Source organism: Actimicrobium sp. CCI2.3, assembly GCF_035019065.1.
GTDB lineage: Bacteria > Pseudomonadota > Gammaproteobacteria > Burkholderiales > Burkholderiaceae_D > Actimicrobium.
This window is the reverse complement of the sequence record NZ_JASJWR010000033.1, coordinates 1-17,365: the sequence shown is the minus strand read 5'-3', so window position 1 is coordinate 17,365 and position 17,365 is coordinate 1. Positions and strand designations below refer to the sequence as shown.

Sequence of the window (17,365 nt, the reverse complement as noted above, 5' to 3'; positions counted from 1 at the left end):
GAAGCGTGCCATCCCAAATCAACTCAGACCGATGCAACCACTGCAACAGGTCGCATGACGATGATTTTTTTCAGCTCGGGCACACAGGAACCGCAACTGGTACCGCACTTCAGTCGTCCTTGCAACGCGGCCAATCGCGCTTCCGGCGGGCCCTCCAGTTCTTCCAGTACCTCGTTGATCTCGGTCTCGGCCACATTGAGGCAATTGCAGACGATGCGGCCACGCGAACGGAAACCCTGCGGTGCCACCGAGGTCGGTTGCAGCAGCAAGCGCCCCAACGCCGCCACCGGTTGCGCGCTTTCCAGATATTCCTTGAGCCAGCGCTCGGCGGCGATATCACCGGCCAGCGATAACGCGTGCAACGCGCCATCACGCAAGAGGATGTGGCGCGCATTGCCGCGCCGCTTGTCGTCGTAGCGCAGCACCGTTTCACCGGCGATACCGAACAGCGCTTCGATCGCGGCCGTCAGTTCGGCTGCGGCCGGATAATCGTCCGCAGCACGGAAGAACACCCCGACCCGGTCGCGTCCGAACAGCGTGCACGAGGCATACGAAAATTGCCGCAAGTACGGCCGCAACGCGGCCTGCAACTGCAGCACCTGATCCGGCTCTACCCATCCGAACGCGACAAAGCGCCACGGCAATTCGGCCTTCAAAATTTTGATCGCGGCATGTTTGAGTTCGGGTTGCTTCGAGCTCGGGTCCAGTGCTGGCGAGGTCAGTGCATTGACCCCATGTGATCCGTCCCCGGCGTGACCACGTCCGGAGACATATTCTTCGCCCCAGTGCATACCAATGAAGGCTTGTCCGGCGCGCATGTCGTCGCCAGCCTGCGCCGGAAAAATTTGCGAACCGCGCCGACTGGTCACGTGCACCATGTCCCCCTCGGCAATCATGCGCCGGTCCATGTCGGCCTGCGCCATCACGATGGAAGGTTCGGCCGCATGCGCGAACAGTTGCGCGACGGTACCGGTGCGACTCATGCCATGCCACTGGTCACGCAGACGCCCCGTGTTCAAGCGAAACGGAAAGCGCGCATCGATCGGCTCGACCACCGGCTTGTACGGCGTGTCGACAAAATGGGCACGGCCGCTCGCCGTCGGAAAAATCCCGTCCTCGTACAGACGCAGCTTGCCCGTCGTTGCACCGGCCGGATACGGCCACTGCTGCGGCCCCTGTTCGGCCAGGATCGCATACGACAATCCGGTGATGTCGAGGTCGCGTCCGCGCGTGGACTCGCGATGTTCGTTCCAGATCGATTCGGCGCTATCGTACGCAAACAGCGACTTGTCCCGACCCAGTAATTTTTCCAGCCGCTGCGCAAAATCGACCACGATCTGCCAGTCATGGCGCGCTTCGCCAGGGCCGGCAATGGCGGCATGCAGACGTGTAATCCGGCGCTCGGAATTGGTGACCGTGCCTTCCTTCTCGCCCCATGAAGTCGCCGGCAACAGCACGTCGGCATGCGGTGCAGTGGCGGTGCTGGCATAGGCTTCCTGCAGGATCACCAGCTCGGCATTGACCAGTGCTTCACGCACCAGTTTCTGGTCCGGCATCGATTGCGCCGGGTTGGTACAGGCAATCCACAACAGCTTGATCTGGCCGCTGCGCACTGCCTCGAACAGTTCGACGGCGGTCTTGCCGGGTGTGTCCGGTACGTCATCGATACCCCACAATGCAGCGACTTCAGCACGATGCGCCGGGTTGCCAAGATCACGATGCCCCGACAGCAAATTGGCCATGCCACCGACTTCGCGCCCACCCATCGCATTGGGCTGGCCGGTCAGTGAAAACGGGCCGGCACCGGGCTTGCCGATCTGATGCGTGGCCAGGTGCAGGTTGATCAACGCGGCGTTTTTTGCAGTGCCTGACGCCGATTGATTGAGGCCCTGGCAGTACAGCGACAAGGCCGCTTTCGATTCGCCAAACCAGCGCGCCGCCGTGACCAGATCGGCTTCGCTGATGCCGCATATGTCGGCCACGAACTTGGGTGTGTAATCGCGCACCGTGCGCTTGAGTTCGGCAAAGCCGTCGGTGTGCGCATCGATGAAGGCGGTATCGGTCAGCTCTTCCCACAGGCACAAGTGCAGCATGCCGTTGAACAGCGCGACATCGGTACCGGGCAGTATCTGCAGGAACAGATCGGCATCGCGCGCGGTGTCGGTGCGGCGCGGATCGGCGACGATGACTTTCATCTGCGGGTTGTTCTTGCGCGCTTCTTCGAGCCGGCGATACAGGACCGGATGCGCGTACGCCATGTTCGAGCCGACGATGAAAACCAGCTCGGCCTGTTCGATGTCTTCGTAGCAGGCCGGTGGCGCATCGGCGCCCAGCGTTTGCTTGTAGCCAGCCACGGCGCTGGACATGCACAAGCGCGAATTGGTGTCGACGTTATTGGTCCCGATCAAGCCTTTGGCAAGCTTGTTGAAGACGTAGTAATCCTCGGTCAGCAACTGGCCGGAAATGTAAAAGCCCACGCTGTCGGGACCATGCGTGCGGATGGTATCGGCAAACTTGTGCGCCATCGCATCGAGCGTTGCATCCCAGCTCGCCGCGGCACGCGGCAAGCTGCGATCGCTGCGCATTTCAGGCACCAGCGCGCGCACCTGTTGCTGCAGCAGCGGTTGCGCACTGAGCGCCAGCGTGCTGCCCTTGGTGCACAAACGGCCGAAGTTGGCGGGATGATCGGGATCACCGCGCACGCCGGTAATGTGCGCACCCGTCGTTTCGATCAGGACACCGCAACCGACACCGCAATAACAGCAAGTTGATTTGGTCTCGCGACGCGCGCCGGCGCTGGTTGGTTCACTCATGCAGCCGCCAGCTCCTGCAGGTCGAGGGCGACGTCGCCATTGTCAATGCGGACGCTGAAGGTCTGCGTGCACCCTTCGTCGGGAGCCAGCGCGCAGCCGGTGGCCAGTTCGATGTTCCAGTTATGCATCGGACAGGCGACCTTCTCGCCGAACACGATGCCTTGCGACAGCGGCCCGCCCTTGTGCGGACACTTGTCGAGCAACGCAAAGACCTTGTCTTCGGTATTGCGAAAAATCGCGACCGGCACCTTGCCTTCGCGCTGCACGATGCGGGAACCGAGGACCGGAATATCGTCGACCCGGCAAATGATTTTCCATTGATTCATGAGAGTGTTCCTGTTCGGGTTCAGACGGTCAGTGGCGCAAACTGGCGCACGTCGACATGGGCTTTTGCCTGCTCGTGCCATGGATCAGGCTGGCCATCGAGCGAGAATAACAGGCGCTCGTAGAGTTCCTTGCGATTGACGTGGTCCTCGATCATGCGCTGCTTGACGTAGTCGAGGCCGACCCGCGCCAGATAGTGCACGGTACGCTCGAGATACCAGCCTTCCTCGCGATACAACTGCAAGAACGCACCGGTATATTCCAGTACTTCATCGTGGGTTTTCAGCTTGACCAGGAACTGCGCGACTTCGGTCTTGATACCGCCATTACCGCCAACATAAATTTCCCAGCCCGAATCAACGCCGATCACGCCAACGTCCTTGATGCCGGATTCGGCACAATTGCGCGGGCAACCGGACACCGCCAGCTTGACCTTGTGCGGCGAATACATCAGCGCCAACTGTCGTTCCAGTTGCTGGCCCATCAGCGTCGAATTCTGCGTGCCGAAGCGGCACCATTCGGAGCCGACGCAGGTCTTCACGGTCCGCAAACCTTTCGCATACGCCAGCCCGGACGGCATGCCAAGGTCGCTCCAGACTTCGCGCAAATCTTCTTTTTTCACGCCCAGCAAGTCGATGCGCTGACCGCCGGTGACCTTCACGGTCGGGATCTTGAACTTGTCGACCACGTCGGCGATACGGCGCAATTCGGAGGCATTGGTCTCGCCACCCCACATGCGCGGAATCACCGAGAAGGTGCCGTCTTTCTGGATGTTGGCGTGGGCGCGCTCATTGATGTAGCGCGATTGCGGATCGTCCTTGGCTTCATGCGGCCAGGTCGAAATCAGATAGTAGTTCAGCGCCGGACGGCAACTCGCGCATCCGTTCGGCGTGCGCCAGTTCATGAAGCCCATCGTGTCGGCGATCGTCAACAGCTTCTCGGCGCGGATCGCGTCGCGTGCTTCCTGATGCGTGTGATCAGTACACGAACACATTGGCTTGTTCTTGGTGGCTTGCGAATAATCACCGCCAGCAGTGAACATCAGGATCTGCTCGACCAGGCCCGTGCATGATCCGCACGACGCCGATGCCTTGGTGTGCTTGCGCACGTCTTCGAGCGTGAACAAGCCTTTTTCCTTGATCGCCTTGACGATGGTGCCTTTGCACACGCCGTTGCAGCCGCAGACTTCGGCGCTGTCCGGCATTGCCGCTGCCTTGGTAAAACCTTCATGGCCGACATCACCCGGACGCCCCGGATTGGATTCGCCGAACATCAGCGTATCGCGGATTTCCGTGATGTCCTTGCCTTCGCGGACCAGGCTGAAGTACCAGCCGCCATCGGCGGTATCGCCGTACAGGCAGGCACCGATCAGCTTGTCGCCACGCACCACCAGCTTTTTGTAGACGCCGCCTATCGGGTCCGACAGGATGATTTCTTCGGTGCCCTCGCCACCCATGAATTCGCCGGCCGAAAACAGATCGATGCCAGTGACTTTCAATTTGGTCGAGGTGACCGAGCCCTGATAGCGGCCGATGCCGAAATTGCCGAGGTGGTTGGCGCAGACCTTGGCCATCTCGAACAACGGTGCGACCAAGCCGTAGGCCGTGCCGCGATGGTTGACACATTCACCGACCGCATAGACGCGCGGATCGTAGGTTTGCATCGTGTCGCTGACGACGATACCGCGATTGCAGTACAGGCCACTGGCTTCGGCCAGCGTGGTGTTCGGGCGGATACCGACTGCCATCACGACCAGCTGTGCGGGCACTTCCGACCCGTCGGTGAAGCGGATGCCGGTGACATGGCCATCGACGCCGATCAGCTCCTGGGTGTTTTTGCCGAGCAGGAAATGCAGGCCACGGTCTTCGAGCGATTTTTGCAGCATCTTGCCGGCGACCGGATCGAGCTGACGCTCCATCAGCCATTCGGGCAGATGGACGACGGTGACGTTCATGCCCCGTAGTTTCAGGCCATTAGCGGCTTCCAGGCCGAGCAAACCACCACCGATAACGATCGCATCGGTGTGGGTTTCGGAAGCGGCGATCATCGCGTTGGTGTCGTGGATATCGCGGTACGAGATCACGCCCGCCAGGTCCTTGCCCGGTACCGGCAACATGAACGGGTTGGAGCCGGTGGCCATTAACAGGCGATCGTATTCGGCGGTGGTGCCATCGTCGGCGATCACGCAACGCTTGATGCGGTCGATCGTGACGACCTTCTTGCCGAGGTGCAGCGTGATGTCGTTGTCTTCGTACCAGTCGACATCATTCAACATGATGTCCTTGATAGTTTGCTCGCCGGCCAGCACCGGCGACAGCAGGATGCGGTTGTAATTGGCATACGGCTCCGCGCCGAACACCGTGATGTCGTAAATATCCGGGGCGATCTTGCGCAGCTCTTCGAGCGTACGCACACCTGCCATCCCGTTTCCGACCATGACCAGTTTGAGCTTCTTCATTTGAGTCCTCGTGAATTCTTGTCGTCGCCTTGCGACGTGCGTTGTTCACTCTAAGCAAAAGCGGTGCCAATGAAGATTGGCAGCGGCGCACCAACGTCCGGACAAAAACGCACTCGAATCAGGCGCACTTCCGCACTCTTTGGTGCAACGTGGATTAACGCACCGGCAAACACGCGCAATCGATCAAAGCAGCAAATTTTAGATGGCACAGGGCTTGCGTTAGCTGATGCATCTCCACTCACCGCGGTCCCGCCATCATGCAAAAAACCTCCTTCTGGAAAGCCGGACACACGCCCACCCTGCTGGCCGCCTTTTTCTATTTCGACCTCAGCTTCATGGTCTGGGTCATCCTCGGTCCGCTCGGCGTGCAGATCGCCAAAGACCTCGGTTTGACCGCTGCCCAAAAAGGCTTGATCGTTGCCACTCCGCTGCTGGCCGGTGCGCTGCTGCGTATCGTCATGGGCGTGCTGGTTGATCATCTGAAACCCAAACGTGCCGGTGCCATCGGCCAGGTCATCGTGATTGCCGGCATGGTCTGGGCCTGGCAAGGTCAGCTTGACAGCTACCACAGCATCCTGGCGCTCGGCGTCATTCTCGGTGTCGCCGGTGCCGCATTTGCAGTGGCGTTACCCCTGGCCTCGCGCTGGTATCCACCCGAGCATCAGGGCACAGCGCTGGGTATTGCCGGTGCCGGCAATTCGGGCACGGCCTTCGCCGCCCTGTTCGCACCGACGCTGGCACTGGCGTTCGGCTGGCAAAATGTCTTCGGCCTGTGCCTGATTCCACTCGGCGTCGCGCTGGTGGTGTACATGGTGTTCGCCAAGGATGCGCCATCGGCACCGCCGCCGAAGTCGATGCTCGAATACATGCAAGTGCTCAAGGACAAGGATGCATGGTGGTTCATGTTCTTCTACAGCGTGACCTTTGGCGGCTTTTCGGGACTGGCCTCGTCGCTGACGATTTACTTCAACAGCCAGTACGGATTGTCGCCGGTGACGGCGGGATACTTCACGGCGGCCTGCGTGTTTGCCGGGTCGATGGTGCGACCAATGGGTGGCCGCTTGTCCGACCGCATCGGCGGCATCAAGACGCTGTCGATCATGTACGTCCTCGCCGCCATCTTCCTGTTCATTGCCAGCCTAGGACTGGACTCGGCCGTACCGGCAGTCATCGTGTTCGTCGGTGCGATGCTCGCGCTGGGCACGGGTAACGGTGCGGTGTTCCAGCTGGTGCCGCAACGCTTTCGCAAGGAAATCGGCGTGATGACCGGACTGGTCGGCATGGCCGGCGGCATCGGCGGTTTTTATCTGGCCTCGAGCCTCGGCTTTTCAAAACAGATGACCGGCAGTTATCAGGTCGGCCTGACGATCTTTGCCGCACTGGCCGTCATTGCCTTGATCGGCCTGTCGTTGGTCAAGGGGCGCTGGCGCACAACATGGGGCAGCGCCGCCATGACCAATGCCACGATCTGACCGATGGGACTGACCCTCGCCATCGGTCACGCGACGCAGGCCGGACCGCGTGCGCGCAACGAAGATTTCGTCGGCGTCGTCACGCCGCGCGAGCCGGACTTGCTGACCAAGGGCGTGCTGGCGGCCATTGCCGATGGCGTCTCGGGCAATGAGGGCGGGCGCGAGGCGGCCGAATACACGGTGCGCGGCTTGCTGTCGGATTACTACGCGACGCCGGATACCTGGCCGGTATCGCAAGCGCTCGACCGGGTTCTGACGGCGACCAACAGCTGGGTTCAGCATCAGGGCTCGGTGCGCACCGAACTGACCGGCATGGCCACCACGCTGACGTGCGTGGTGCTGCGCGGCGGCTTCTATTATTTTGCGCATGTCGGCGACAGCCGGTTGTACTTGCTACGCGCCGGTACGCTAACCAGACTGACCACCGACCACGTCTGGGACAAACCGGAAATGCAGCATGTACTGACGCGCGCCATCGGTCTCGATTCGCGGCTAGCGGTCGATCATGGCATGGGCGAACTGCAGGTGCGTGACGTGCTGCTGCTGGTCACCGACGGCGTGTGGAATGCCTTGCGCGACCGCGATATCAGCAGCCATGTGTCCGGGCTGGCGCAAGAAAAATGCGACGCTGAGTCCTGCGCGGCAGCGCTGGTCCAAGCCGCACTCGACGCCGGCGGCGGCGACAATGCCAGCGCCATGGTGCTGCGCATCGATGCGCTACCGGAACAGAATTTGCGGGATACGCTGTCGAGCCTGCAAGCGCTACCGGTACCGCCGCGCTTCAAGCCCGGCCAGGTCATCGACGGCATCCGGATCGACAGCGTCTTGCACGACTCGCGCAGCACGCTGCTCTATCGGGTCACCGACTTGCGCACGCAGCGTGCACTGGTCCTGAAAACCCTGCAACCGGGCTGCGGCAGCGACCCGCAGGAACGCGCCGCTTTTGCGCATGAAGAATGGCTGGCGCGCCGCGCCGTGGCGCGATTTTTTGTTCAGGTGATCACGCCCGAGCAACGCAGCGCATTGTATTTTCTGACCACCTGGCACGACGGCAGCACGCTGCAGCAGCAGCTCGACGCGGCGACCCATTTCACGATCCCCGATGTCATCGCGCATGGCACGAAGCTAGTCCGTGCCGTCGGCGCGCTGCACCGGCGCAGCATCCTGCATCGCGATATCAAACCGGCCAACGTGCACATCGGTAGCGACGGCGAGTTACGCCTGCTTGATTTTGGCGTCGCGCAATCCGGACTGGACGGCACTCAGCAAGCGACCACCCAGGCCGGTACACCGTCCTACCTCGCGCCGGAACAGTTCGACCACGCGCCCGCCTCGCGCCAGACCGACCTGTATGCAGTCGGCGTCACGCTGTACCAATTGCTGACCCGCCGCTATCCGTATGGCGAGATCGAAGCCTTCCAGCGACCGCGCTTCAATGAGCCGACACCACCGACCCGCACCCGGCCCGAGATACCGCACTGGCTGGAAAACGTACTCCTGAGAGCCGTCGCCCGCGATGCCGATGCCCGCTTTGAAACTGCCGAGGAATTCCTGCTAGCGCTGGAACGCGGCGCCACCCGCGCGCTCGACAAGGCCCCGGCGCTACCGCTGCTGCAACGCGATCCACTGTCGATCTGGCGCAGCGTGGCGGTGATTTCGGTGGTGCTCAATGTGCTGTTGCTGTATTTGCTGGTGCTGAAATAAGCGACAGCCACCACAGGTTTGACTCACCTCATGACTGAACGTATTGACGACTTCTGCTCAGCCGGTATGATTCAAAAAAGCGATACGACAGCGCATCGCCTGACACGTTATCGAGGCATTTCATGAGACTGCTGGAAAAAGAAGTCAACATCATCCGATCAGTCATCCATGACATTGATCCGGACGGAAAAATCTATTTGTTCGGCTCTCGCACTGATGACTTGCGACGCGGCGGCGATATCGACCTGTTCCTCGACGCCTCTCTGGTTATTCCCCTCAAAAGCCAGCTCGCCATGCAATACAGGCTGGTTTCCCAATGCGATACGCACGTTGACCTCTTGGTCAAGACACCGGAAGACGAAGAACAAACCATTTACGGGATTGCCCGACAAGGGATTTTGTTGTGACCCGGACAGATGCAAGCCGACACCTATTGCATGACAACCTTTCAGCATGCTCTGAGAGAATCGTCAGTCTGGTCTACTCGGTAAAAAAGAATGCTGCCATATTCCCCCTGAACCTGGACAGCCTTGCCGGACTGAGCGACGAACAGAAGGAATCGATCGACGCACTTATCCTGTGATATTCGCAATGTCTATCCATGCTCCAGGATCAAATTTTCAGGGGCATCGCCGTCGCTGAACAGGAAGACCTGAGCGACAAATCCAATCGCGATAAAACACTCCTGATGGAAAAGTTGGGTGTCATACGGTCTGCGGATGCCTTCGGTTCAGCTGCCATATTACGGAACAAGTTTTCGCATCACTATCCCGAAAAAAGTAAAGACCAGTTGAACAAGTTGAATTTACTTATCGACGAGTCGGTCTTCCTGATTGGCGTCTATGACGACGCACTGATATACCTGACGTCGAAAGGCTTCCTGCGCAAAGATCATGGCTGGGGTGACCAGTTACGGCAAGTCCGGCATCTCACTGCACTACGAAGCCAGTAAATCTCCTGCACCAACCGCCTAAGTGCGCCAGCGCACGGCAATTACAAAACAATACGCAGATGATGGGGGTCTACTTACTGCAATGTGAAGAGGACCTATGGCCTATCAAAGCACCAATCCCTACGATGGAAAAGTACTGGAAAAATTTACCGAACTCGATGGCGTGCAACTCGAAGCACGGCTGGCCCTGGCGGCTAGCTGCTTCACGACCTGGCGCGCTACCAGCTTTGCTGAACGCAGCACCGTGCTCAAACGCGCTGCCGCGATCATGCGCGAACGCAGCGATGAATTCGCTACCCTGATCACGCTCGAAATGGGCAAGCTGATCGACCAGAGTCGCGGCGAAGTCGAACTGAGCGCATCGATCCTTGATTACTATGCGCAGAACGCCGAAGAATTTCTTGCCCCTGAAAAGCTGACAGTCCCGTCCGGCGAAGCCTCGGTCGAGAGCGCTCCGGTTGGCGTGCTGTTCGGTGTCGAGCCATGGAATTATCCGTACTACCAGATCGCCCGCTTTGCCGCACCGAATCTGATGGCGGGCAATGTCGTGATGGTCAAGCATGCATCGAACGTGCCGCAATGCGCACGCGCTTTTGAGCAGTTGATGGCCGAAGCGGGTGCTCCGGCGGGTGCTTACACCAACCTGTATATCTCGAAAGAGCAGGTCAGCCAGGTCATCGACGATCCACGCATCAAGGGCGTGGCACTGACCGGTAGCGAAGGCGCTGGCGCCATCGTCGCGGCACGCGCCGGAAAAAACCTGAAAAAGACCACGATGGAACTCGGCGGTAGCGACGCCTTCATCGTCCTCGACGATGCCGACCTCGATTTGGCGGTCAAGCAAGCCGTGATTGGTCGCATGGGCAATGCCGGTCAGGCTTGTACCGCATCAAAACGCTTCATCGTTGTCGAGCCGATGGCTGATCGTTTTCTGGCGCAATTCATGGCGGCGCTAGCTGACTTCAAGCCGGGTAATCCGATCGACTCGAAGACAAATCTGGGGCCGCTGTCCTCGCAGGAAGCGCTCGACAATTTGCTTGATCAGGTAAAACGCGCCGTTGCTGCGGGTGCCAAAGCCGTGGTTGGTGGTCAGCGCGTTGACGTGCCGGGTGCATTCATGCAACCGACCATCCTGACCGACATCGACAAGAGCAACCCGGCCTACAAGGAAGAATTCTTTGGTCCGGTCGCGCTGTTCTTCCGTGTCGCCGATGAAGCTGCCGCAATTGCCCTGGCCAACGATTCGCCGTTCGGCCTCGGTGGATCGGTGTTCACCAAAGACATCGCACGCGGCAAGCGCGTCGCCAGCCAGATAGAAACCGGCATGGTATTCATCAACACGCCAACCAACACCTCGGCGGAATTGCCGTTTGGTGGTATCAAGAACTCCGGCTACGGACGCGAACTGTCGCGTGCCGGCATTCAGGAGTTCGTCAACAAGAAGCTGATCCGGGTCGAGTAATACTGCATTGGCTGCATTGGCTGCGTAGCACGTCCGCGCAGCCTCCCGCCAAAAAAAGCCACCCGATTAGTCCGGTGGCTTTTTTTACGTCTTTGACGCGTGGCATCGTCCCGTTACAGCTACGCCGCTTCCCTTGCCGCGGGCCGTGCTTGCCGGTGATACAAAAACTCCAGCACGGCGGTGCGATAAGCCATGTACTGCGGGTCGGCGGCCAGTGCTACCCGTTCGCGCGGGCGCGGCAGCTCAACCGACACGATGTCACCAATAGTGGCCGAGGGTCCGTTGGTCATCATCACGATGCGGTCCGACAGCAGCACTGCCTCGTCGACATCATGCGTGACCATCACCACGGTCGATCCGGTGGCAGCGACGATCTTGAGCAATTCATCCTGCAGATGCGCACGCGTGAGTGCATCGAGCGCACCGAACGGCTCATCCATCAGCAAGACTTTCGGCTCCATCGACAACGCGCGCGCAATGCCGACGCGCTGTTTCATGCCGCCGGAAATTTCGTTCGGACGCTTGTGTTCGGCATGGGTCAACCCGACCAGGGCGAGCGCGGCGCGAGTACGTTCCTGCAATCGTGCTTTGGGTTCGAGCGCACCGAAGACACGCTCGACCGCGAGGTAGACATTGTCGTGACAGGTCAGCCACGGCAACAGCGAATGGTTCTGGAACACGACGCCGCGTTCCGGCGACGGGCCGGCAATTTCGCGATTGGCACATAGCAGCGTGCCGCCGGTCGCGATGGTGAGGCCCGCGATCATGTTGAGCAGCGTCGATTTGCCGCAGCCCGAGTGACCGATCAGCGTGATGAATTCGCCTTTGGCCACCTGCAAATTGACGTCGACCAGTGCCTGATAACTGCCCTTCTTGACGGCAAAGGCCATGCTGGCGTGTTGGATCTCGATGAATTTATCGTTCATGTTCAGCTCCCTGCATCTTCGTAAGTGAAGGCCCGCGCCAGGGCCACCAGTGCCTGTTCGAGAATCAATCCGACCACGCCGATGACGACGATGGCGATGATGATGTGCGGTACGTTGAGGTTGTTCCATTCATCCCAGACCCAGAAACCGATACCGACACCGCCGGTCAGCATTTCCGCTGCGACGATCACCAGCCAGGCTGTGCCGATGGCCAGTCGCACACCGGTCAGCATGTATGGCAGCACTGACGGAAACAGAATCTTGGTCAGGATCTTCCATTCCGACAGATTCAGAACCCGCGCCACATTCATGTAATCCTGCGGCACGCGCTGCACGCCGACAGCGGTATTGATGATCATCGGCCAGATCGAACAGATGAAAATCGACCAGATCGCCGCCGGGTCGGCCGCCTTGAAGACCAGCAGACCGATCGGCAACCAGGCCAGTGGCGACACCGGCTTGAGCAAGCTGATGATCGGCCCGAACATGCCGGCCATGAACTTGAAGCGACCGATCGCAAACCCCAACGGAATGCCGACCACGGCGGCCAGACCGAAACCCATGCCGACGCGTTGCAGCGATGCCAGGATATTCCAGCCTATGCCCTGGTCGTTCGGACCGTTGCGATAGAACGGATCGGAAAACAGCTTGATCGCTTCCTGCAGCGTGACCATCGGCGTCGGAAAACCGGCATTGCGCGACGCCACGATTTGCCACAGCAGTACCAGCAATGCCAGTCCGACCAGTGGCGGCAACAAGGCCATCACCACTGGCCGCAGTGGCGACTTGCGCGGGGCAGCGCGCGGCACGTCCGCGCCGACGGCGCGACGGCGCGTGCTTTCTGTCGTGGTTGGCATGGCGGTCGCCGAAGCGGGCTTGGCCGGCTCGGCCGGTGCATGATTGAAGGAGTCGATGACGGCACGCATGGTGAGTTCCTCAGGCCTTGATCTTGAAGGAAGCGGCGTAGGCTTGCGGGTTCTTGCCGTCCCAGACCGTGCCATCCATCAGCTTGCTGGAGCGCATAGCGTCTTTCGGCACACTGACCTTGGCCATCGCGGCGGCGTCCTTGTAGACGTCGATCCGGTTAATCTCCTTGGCCACCGCGAGGTAATCAACATCGGTCTTGAGCAGGCCCCAGCGCTTGTGCTGGGTCAGGAACCACATGCCATCCGACAGGTACGGAAAATTGACTGCGCCGTCGCTGAAGAAGTGCATGCAGTTCGGATCGTCCCAGGTCTTGCCCAGACCATTCTGGTAACGCCCGAGAATGCGCTGGTTGATCACGTCGACCGAGGTGTTGACATACGACTTTTCGGCGATGGTGTCGGCCATCTTGTTCTTGTTCGACAGCGAGGCATCAATCCAGCGGCTGGCCTCCAGAACTGCAGCGGTGAGTGCGCGGGCTGTGTTCGGATATTTCTTGACCCACTCGGCGGTGGTGCCGAGGACTTTTTCCGGATGGTCTTTCCAGATGTCCTGCGTGGTGGTGGCAGTGATACCGATGCCATCGACAATCGCGCGATGGCCCCACGGCTCACCGACGCAAAAGCCATCCATGTTCCCGACCCGCATGTTGGCGACCATTTGCGGCGGCGGTACCGTGATGACCTTGGCATCTTTCATCGGGTTGATGCCATTGGCCGCCAGCCAGTAGTACAACCACATCGCATGGGTGCCGGTCGGAAAAGTCTGGGCGAAGGTGTATTCACGCTTGTCGGTCTGCATTAGCCTGGCCAGCGAGGCACCATCGACGGCCCCCTTGTCGGCCAGTTTTTTCGATAGCGTGATGGCCTGGCCGTTCTGATTAATCGTCATCAGGACAGCCATGTCCTTCTTGGCACCGCCGTTACCCAGATGCACGCCATAAATCAAGCCATACAACGCGTGAGCTGCATCGAGTTCGCCATTGGCCAGCTTGTCACGCACGCTGGCCCAGGAGGATTCTTTGGTCGGCACGATCTTGATGCCGTATTTTTTGTCGAAGCCAAGGACCGACGCCATCACCACCGACGCACAGTCGGTCAGCGGGATGAAGCCGACCTTGACCTCTTCTTTTTCTGGCTTGTCGGAGCCAGCAGCCCAGACGCCTTGCGTAGCAAGTCCGCCGAAGGCGCTGGCACTGGCGACGGCACCGGCTTTCAAAATGCTGCGACGGCTCAGGCCGGGGTGCGGAAGTTTGCTGGTCATGAAATCCTCTGGAGATCGACATAAAAGACGCATTACGGCTCTGCAATCAGCGCCGCGCTGTGTCTCTTATTGCAATTGGTATGCCAGCCAGATTGCCCCAAATCACGTAAAGAATTGATCGAAAGCGGGTCATTACTGCGCCACGATTGTGCGTCGCCCCATCGCAGTGCCTGCGGGGACACGGCGGCACTGCGGCACCTATCCCTTACAATGGCGCTCTTCCCCATCCCGCCCCTGCTCCCACCATGATTGTTCTCGGCGTCGAATCTTCCTGCGATGAAACTGGCCTGGCCTTGTACGACACCACCGCCGGCCTGCTCTCGCATGCGCTTTACTCGCAAGTCGCGATGCACGAGCAATACGGTGGCGTCGTCCCCGAACTGGCCTCGCGCGATCACATCCGGCGCGCCATCCCGTTGCTCGAACAGGTACTGGACGAGGCGGCGCTGACGCGTGACCGCATTGATGCGATCGCCTATACGCAAGGTCCCGGCCTGGCCGGTGCGCTGCTGGTGGGCGCTGCTGTTGCCTGCGGTCTCGGACTGGCGCTGGACAAACCGGTGCTTGGCATCCATCACCTCGAAGGCCATTTGCTCTCGCCGTTACTAGCCAGCGATCCGCCGGCGTTCCCGTTCATTGCGCTGCTGGTGTCGGGCGGTCACACGCAATTGATGCGCGTCGATGGCGTCGGCCGCTACACGCTGCTCGGTGAAACTCTCGATGATGCAGCTGGCGAAGCGTTCGACAAGTCCGCCAAATTGCTCGGACTCGGCTATCCCGGTGGCCCGGCGATTTCACGGATGGCCGAGTTCGGCGACCCGCTGGCTTACAAGTTGCCACGGCCGATGCTGCATTCAAAGGATTTCAATTTCAGTTTTTCCGGACTCAAGACCGCCGTACTGACGGTGGTCAAAAACCATCCGGGCAATGTCTGCGAACAGGACAAGGCCAACATCGCACGCGGCTTTGTCGATGCGATGGTCGATGTGCTGGTGGCCAAATCACTGAGTGCACTCAAGCACACCGGCCTGAACCGGCTGGTCGTGGCCGGTGGCGTCGGAGCCAACCGGCAACTGCGCGATGCGCTCAATGCAGCCGGCCTGAAAAAACGCTTCCGGGTGTATTACCCGGAGCTGGAATTTTGCACCGACAACGGCGCGATGATTGCCTTCGCCGGTGGCTTGCGGCTGGCGCAGGACCCGACGCTGGCGGTACGCGATTACGCCTTCACGGTCCGGCCACGCTGGCCGCTGGCCGAACTGGAAGCGCCGCGCGCTTGAGGCAGCTGATCGGCACCACCACCTTTGTCGACCCAATTTTTTCAACATCCGGCGTAACGCCAATCGCGGCTGGTTTTGCCATAACGGTGAGGGGCATCCTCTGCCCCGCTTGAGGAACTGCTTGTGCAGGAATACCTTATTTCCGCAACACATTGAAAAATACTGACTATTACTTTCGCGGCAGAAACCAAAAGTCATACTATTCATTCAGACGCACCATTTTTAATTCGCTGAATGCTTGTCGATATGCGTCACTGTGGCAGCAACTTCGCCAGTTAAAGACCAGCCAAACCAGCCATCACGGTATCAAGTAACACCACGCACGCAGCATCGCTTTTAACGAATCCGATTTTGGCGTGCTGCCTGTAGCGACGTACTTCTGTAACAGCATGACCAGCATTGCCCTTGTTTTCCTTTCCGCACGTAAAGGGACAAAATGACTCTCCACCGACTTGGCTTTATTGCTGTCATTTGCTTGTGTGCCAGTGCGCTTGCACAAGTTCCCGAAACGGGAAGGTGGCAAGAACTGGCCTTCTCTGAGGATGCGTTACAGCAGCATACGGCGGTGCACTACAGACAATTGCTACAGGAGCTGACTGACGCCCATCAGATCGATGACGATGACGCCATGACGGAACGCGCCCAGCGGGTTGCCGCCACGATCCTGCGTGCCGCCGCCATCCTGGAACCCAAAGTAAAAAACTGGCAGTGGGAATTGCACACCAGCAGTACGCCCGATATCGATGCCTATTGCATGGCTGGCGGCAAAATGATTGTTGGCAGTCAGTTCGTTCGACGGCTCGACCTGAACGACGGTGAACTGGCGGCCTTGATTGGTCACGAGGTTGCCCATGCCCTTGCTCAACACCATCGCGAAACACTTTCCGAAGCACGCCTTATTAATCCGCAGCCGGAAAGCACACTCGCTATCTTGTCGGAGCGACTCGACCTGGAGCTGCCATTACAAATACAGCTTGGCAGTTTATCCAGTATTCAAGAAACCGAGGCCGATCAGATCGGCATGACACTGGCGCATCTGGCCGGCTGGTCGTCCGCCGACTTCGTCAGTTTCTATAAAAAACTGCAGGCCGACGACCCGCTGCAGGATAGGGCGCGCAGCCATCCCTCTGCCGCTTCGCGCGTGAGTATGGCAAAAGGAATGGCGTTATTGCTGGCTCTGTCGCGTTATTAATCAGCGGGCGACATTTTTCGGGGGAGCGTTGCTGCTGGGCGTGGTCAGTGTCATTTCCGCGATGCCCCTGCGAAAAAAATGCTGACCATGGTTGCTGCCGGTGGGACTTGCGACGGCAGGAGCCGGGCTCGTCCAACAACCGGTTCAGATCGTGGCTTCGCACGATCTAACCTTATTCGTTAGAAATCTTAGTCGGCATTCTCACCCTCGCAAGTAACGCTATTAGTTGGAATTGGTTGAATTTTCCCTTCCTTGAGATTGAAGCGCCAGGCATGTGAGATTTCCTTTGCGACAAAGGAATTATCCTCTCTCGTGGGCCCCCATATGCCCACAGCAAGGATTGCACTTTCAGCATACTGAGAGGATTGACAGAGGCCCCTCTCTAGCACCGTGCGCCCATGCTTAAGCAAAGGAAGACGCAGCTCATCAATTACGTTCCAATATGCTTTTTTCTCCCTGTATTCGACAAAACGCTCCAGTAAAATAATTTCATAGCCATTACAGAGAAGGTAGTGGTCTGTAGTGGTCTAATGAAATCGGACACCTCAATGGGAGCACACTCCCGCTAACTGAGGAAATTACATGACTAAAAAAC

The 17,365-nt window shown here is 59.3% G+C and carries 13 protein-coding genes; 7 read left to right on the top strand and 6 right to left on the bottom strand.

The window, feature by feature from the left end; genetic code table 11:
* Window positions 1–23 precede the first annotated feature (23 nt).
* The 3 genes from QN370_RS16865 to nirB are packed head-to-tail and all read right to left on the bottom strand — an operon-like array spanning window position 24 to window position 5,595.
* Complete coding sequence (locus QN370_RS16865; RefSeq protein ID WP_322128763.1) at window positions 24–2,813, bottom strand: molybdopterin-dependent oxidoreductase; 2,790 nt, start codon at window positions 2,811–2,813, stop codon at window positions 24–26.
* A complete protein-coding gene (gene nirD, locus QN370_RS16860) occupies window positions 2,810–3,139 on the bottom strand; it encodes a nitrite reductase small subunit NirD (protein ID WP_322128764.1) in 330 nt (109 codons plus the stop codon). Before nirD ends, QN370_RS16865 begins: the two co-directional genes overlap by 4 nt.
* A gap of 20 nt (window positions 3,140–3,159) precedes the next feature.
* Window positions 3,160–5,595, bottom strand: coding sequence for a nitrite reductase large subunit NirB (gene nirB, locus QN370_RS16855; RefSeq protein ID WP_322128765.1), 2,436 nt, complete (start codon window positions 5,593–5,595; stop codon window positions 3,160–3,162).
* A gap of 257 nt (window positions 5,596–5,852) precedes the next feature.
* Here nirB and QN370_RS16850 point away from each other — a divergent pair, with 257 nt between their 5' ends.
* From QN370_RS16850 to QN370_RS16830, 5 genes are all read left to right on the top strand, one after another.
* On the top strand, window positions 5,853–7,067 hold the full coding sequence (locus QN370_RS16850) for a nitrate/nitrite transporter (protein WP_322128766.1): 1,215 nt from the start codon (window positions 5,853–5,855) through the stop codon (window positions 7,065–7,067).
* Between the two features lie 3 nt (window positions 7,068–7,070).
* Window positions 7,071–8,771, top strand: coding sequence for a bifunctional protein-serine/threonine kinase/phosphatase (locus QN370_RS16845; RefSeq protein WP_322128767.1), 1,701 nt, complete (start codon window positions 7,071–7,073; stop codon window positions 8,769–8,771).
* Between the two features lie 122 nt (window positions 8,772–8,893).
* Complete coding sequence (locus tag QN370_RS16840; RefSeq protein WP_322128768.1) at window positions 8,894–9,178, top strand: nucleotidyltransferase domain-containing protein; 285 nt, start codon at window positions 8,894–8,896, stop codon at window positions 9,176–9,178.
* A 194-nt stretch (window positions 9,179–9,372) separates the two neighbouring features.
* On the top strand, window positions 9,373–9,723 hold the full coding sequence (locus QN370_RS16835) for a hypothetical protein (RefSeq protein WP_322128769.1): 351 nt from the start codon (window positions 9,373–9,375) through the stop codon (window positions 9,721–9,723).
* Between the two features lie 97 nt (window positions 9,724–9,820).
* Window positions 9,821–11,185: an NAD-dependent succinate-semialdehyde dehydrogenase gene (locus QN370_RS16830; protein WP_322128770.1), complete on the top strand. Its 1,365-nt coding sequence runs from the start codon at window positions 9,821–9,823 to the stop codon at window positions 11,183–11,185.
* A 119-nt stretch (window positions 11,186–11,304) separates the two neighbouring features.
* On the opposite strand, the gene QN370_RS16825 is transcribed toward QN370_RS16830, so the two are convergent.
* From QN370_RS16825 to QN370_RS16815, 3 genes are read right to left on the bottom strand one after another with little or no spacing between them, the layout of a single operon-like run.
* Window positions 11,305–12,111 carry an ABC transporter ATP-binding protein gene (locus tag QN370_RS16825; protein WP_322128771.1) on the bottom strand — a complete coding sequence of 269 codons (807 nt, stop codon included), beginning with the start codon at window positions 12,109–12,111 and terminating at the stop codon, window positions 11,305–11,307.
* Window positions 12,112–12,113: 2 nt separating this feature from the next.
* On the bottom strand, window positions 12,114–13,037 hold the full coding sequence (gene ntrB / locus QN370_RS16820; protein ID WP_322128772.1) for a nitrate ABC transporter permease: 924 nt from the start codon (window positions 13,035–13,037) through the stop codon (window positions 12,114–12,116).
* Window positions 13,038–13,047: 10 nt separating this feature from the next.
* Window positions 13,048–14,298: a CmpA/NrtA family ABC transporter substrate-binding protein gene (locus tag QN370_RS16815; protein ID WP_322128773.1), complete on the bottom strand. Its 1,251-nt coding sequence runs from the start codon at window positions 14,296–14,298 to the stop codon at window positions 13,048–13,050.
* A gap of 245 nt (window positions 14,299–14,543) precedes the next feature.
* Here QN370_RS16815 and tsaD point away from each other — a divergent pair, with 245 nt between their 5' ends.
* Both tsaD and QN370_RS16805 read left to right on the top strand, forming a co-directional pair.
* Window positions 14,544–15,578 (top strand): tRNA (adenosine(37)-N6)-threonylcarbamoyltransferase complex transferase subunit TsaD, encoded by a 1,035-nt coding sequence (gene tsaD, locus QN370_RS16810; protein ID WP_322128774.1) that lies wholly within the window; start codon window positions 14,544–14,546, stop codon window positions 15,576–15,578.
* A gap of 475 nt (window positions 15,579–16,053) precedes the next feature.
* Window positions 16,054–16,770 (top strand): M48 family metalloprotease, encoded by a 717-nt coding sequence (locus QN370_RS16805; protein ID WP_322128775.1) that lies wholly within the window; start codon window positions 16,054–16,056, stop codon window positions 16,768–16,770.
* The last annotated feature ends 595 nt before the right edge of the window (window positions 16,771–17,365 follow it).

Excerpts from the sequence above, each read along its gene's own strand:
- QN370_RS16865 (WP_322128763.1), bottom strand. The coding sequence starts at position 2,813 with ATGAGTGAACCAACCAGCGCCGGCGCGCGTCGCGAGACCAAATCAACT.
- nirD (WP_322128764.1), bottom strand. The coding sequence starts at position 3,139 with ATGAATCAATGGAAAATCATTTGCCGGGTCGACGATATTCCGGTCCTC.
- nirB (WP_322128765.1), bottom strand. The coding sequence starts at position 5,595 with ATGAAGAAGCTCAAACTGGTCATGGTCGGAAACGGGATGGCAGGTGTG.
- QN370_RS16850 (WP_322128766.1), top strand. The coding sequence starts at position 5,853 with ATGCAAAAAACCTCCTTCTGGAAAGCCGGACACACGCCCACCCTGCTG.
- QN370_RS16845 (WP_322128767.1), top strand. The coding sequence starts at position 7,071 with ATGGGACTGACCCTCGCCATCGGTCACGCGACGCAGGCCGGACCGCGT.
- QN370_RS16840 (WP_322128768.1), top strand. The coding sequence starts at position 8,894 with ATGAGACTGCTGGAAAAAGAAGTCAACATCATCCGATCAGTCATCCAT.
- QN370_RS16835 (WP_322128769.1), top strand. The coding sequence starts at position 9,373 with ATGCTCCAGGATCAAATTTTCAGGGGCATCGCCGTCGCTGAACAGGAA.
- QN370_RS16830 (WP_322128770.1), top strand. The coding sequence starts at position 9,821 with ATGGCCTATCAAAGCACCAATCCCTACGATGGAAAAGTACTGGAAAAA.
- QN370_RS16825 (WP_322128771.1), bottom strand. The coding sequence starts at position 12,111 with ATGAACGATAAATTCATCGAGATCCAACACGCCAGCATGGCCTTTGCC.
- ntrB (WP_322128772.1), bottom strand. The coding sequence starts at position 13,037 with ATGCGTGCCGTCATCGACTCCTTCAATCATGCACCGGCCGAGCCGGCC.
- QN370_RS16815 (WP_322128773.1), bottom strand. The coding sequence starts at position 14,298 with ATGACCAGCAAACTTCCGCACCCCGGCCTGAGCCGTCGCAGCATTTTG.
- tsaD (WP_322128774.1), top strand. The coding sequence starts at position 14,544 with ATGATTGTTCTCGGCGTCGAATCTTCCTGCGATGAAACTGGCCTGGCC.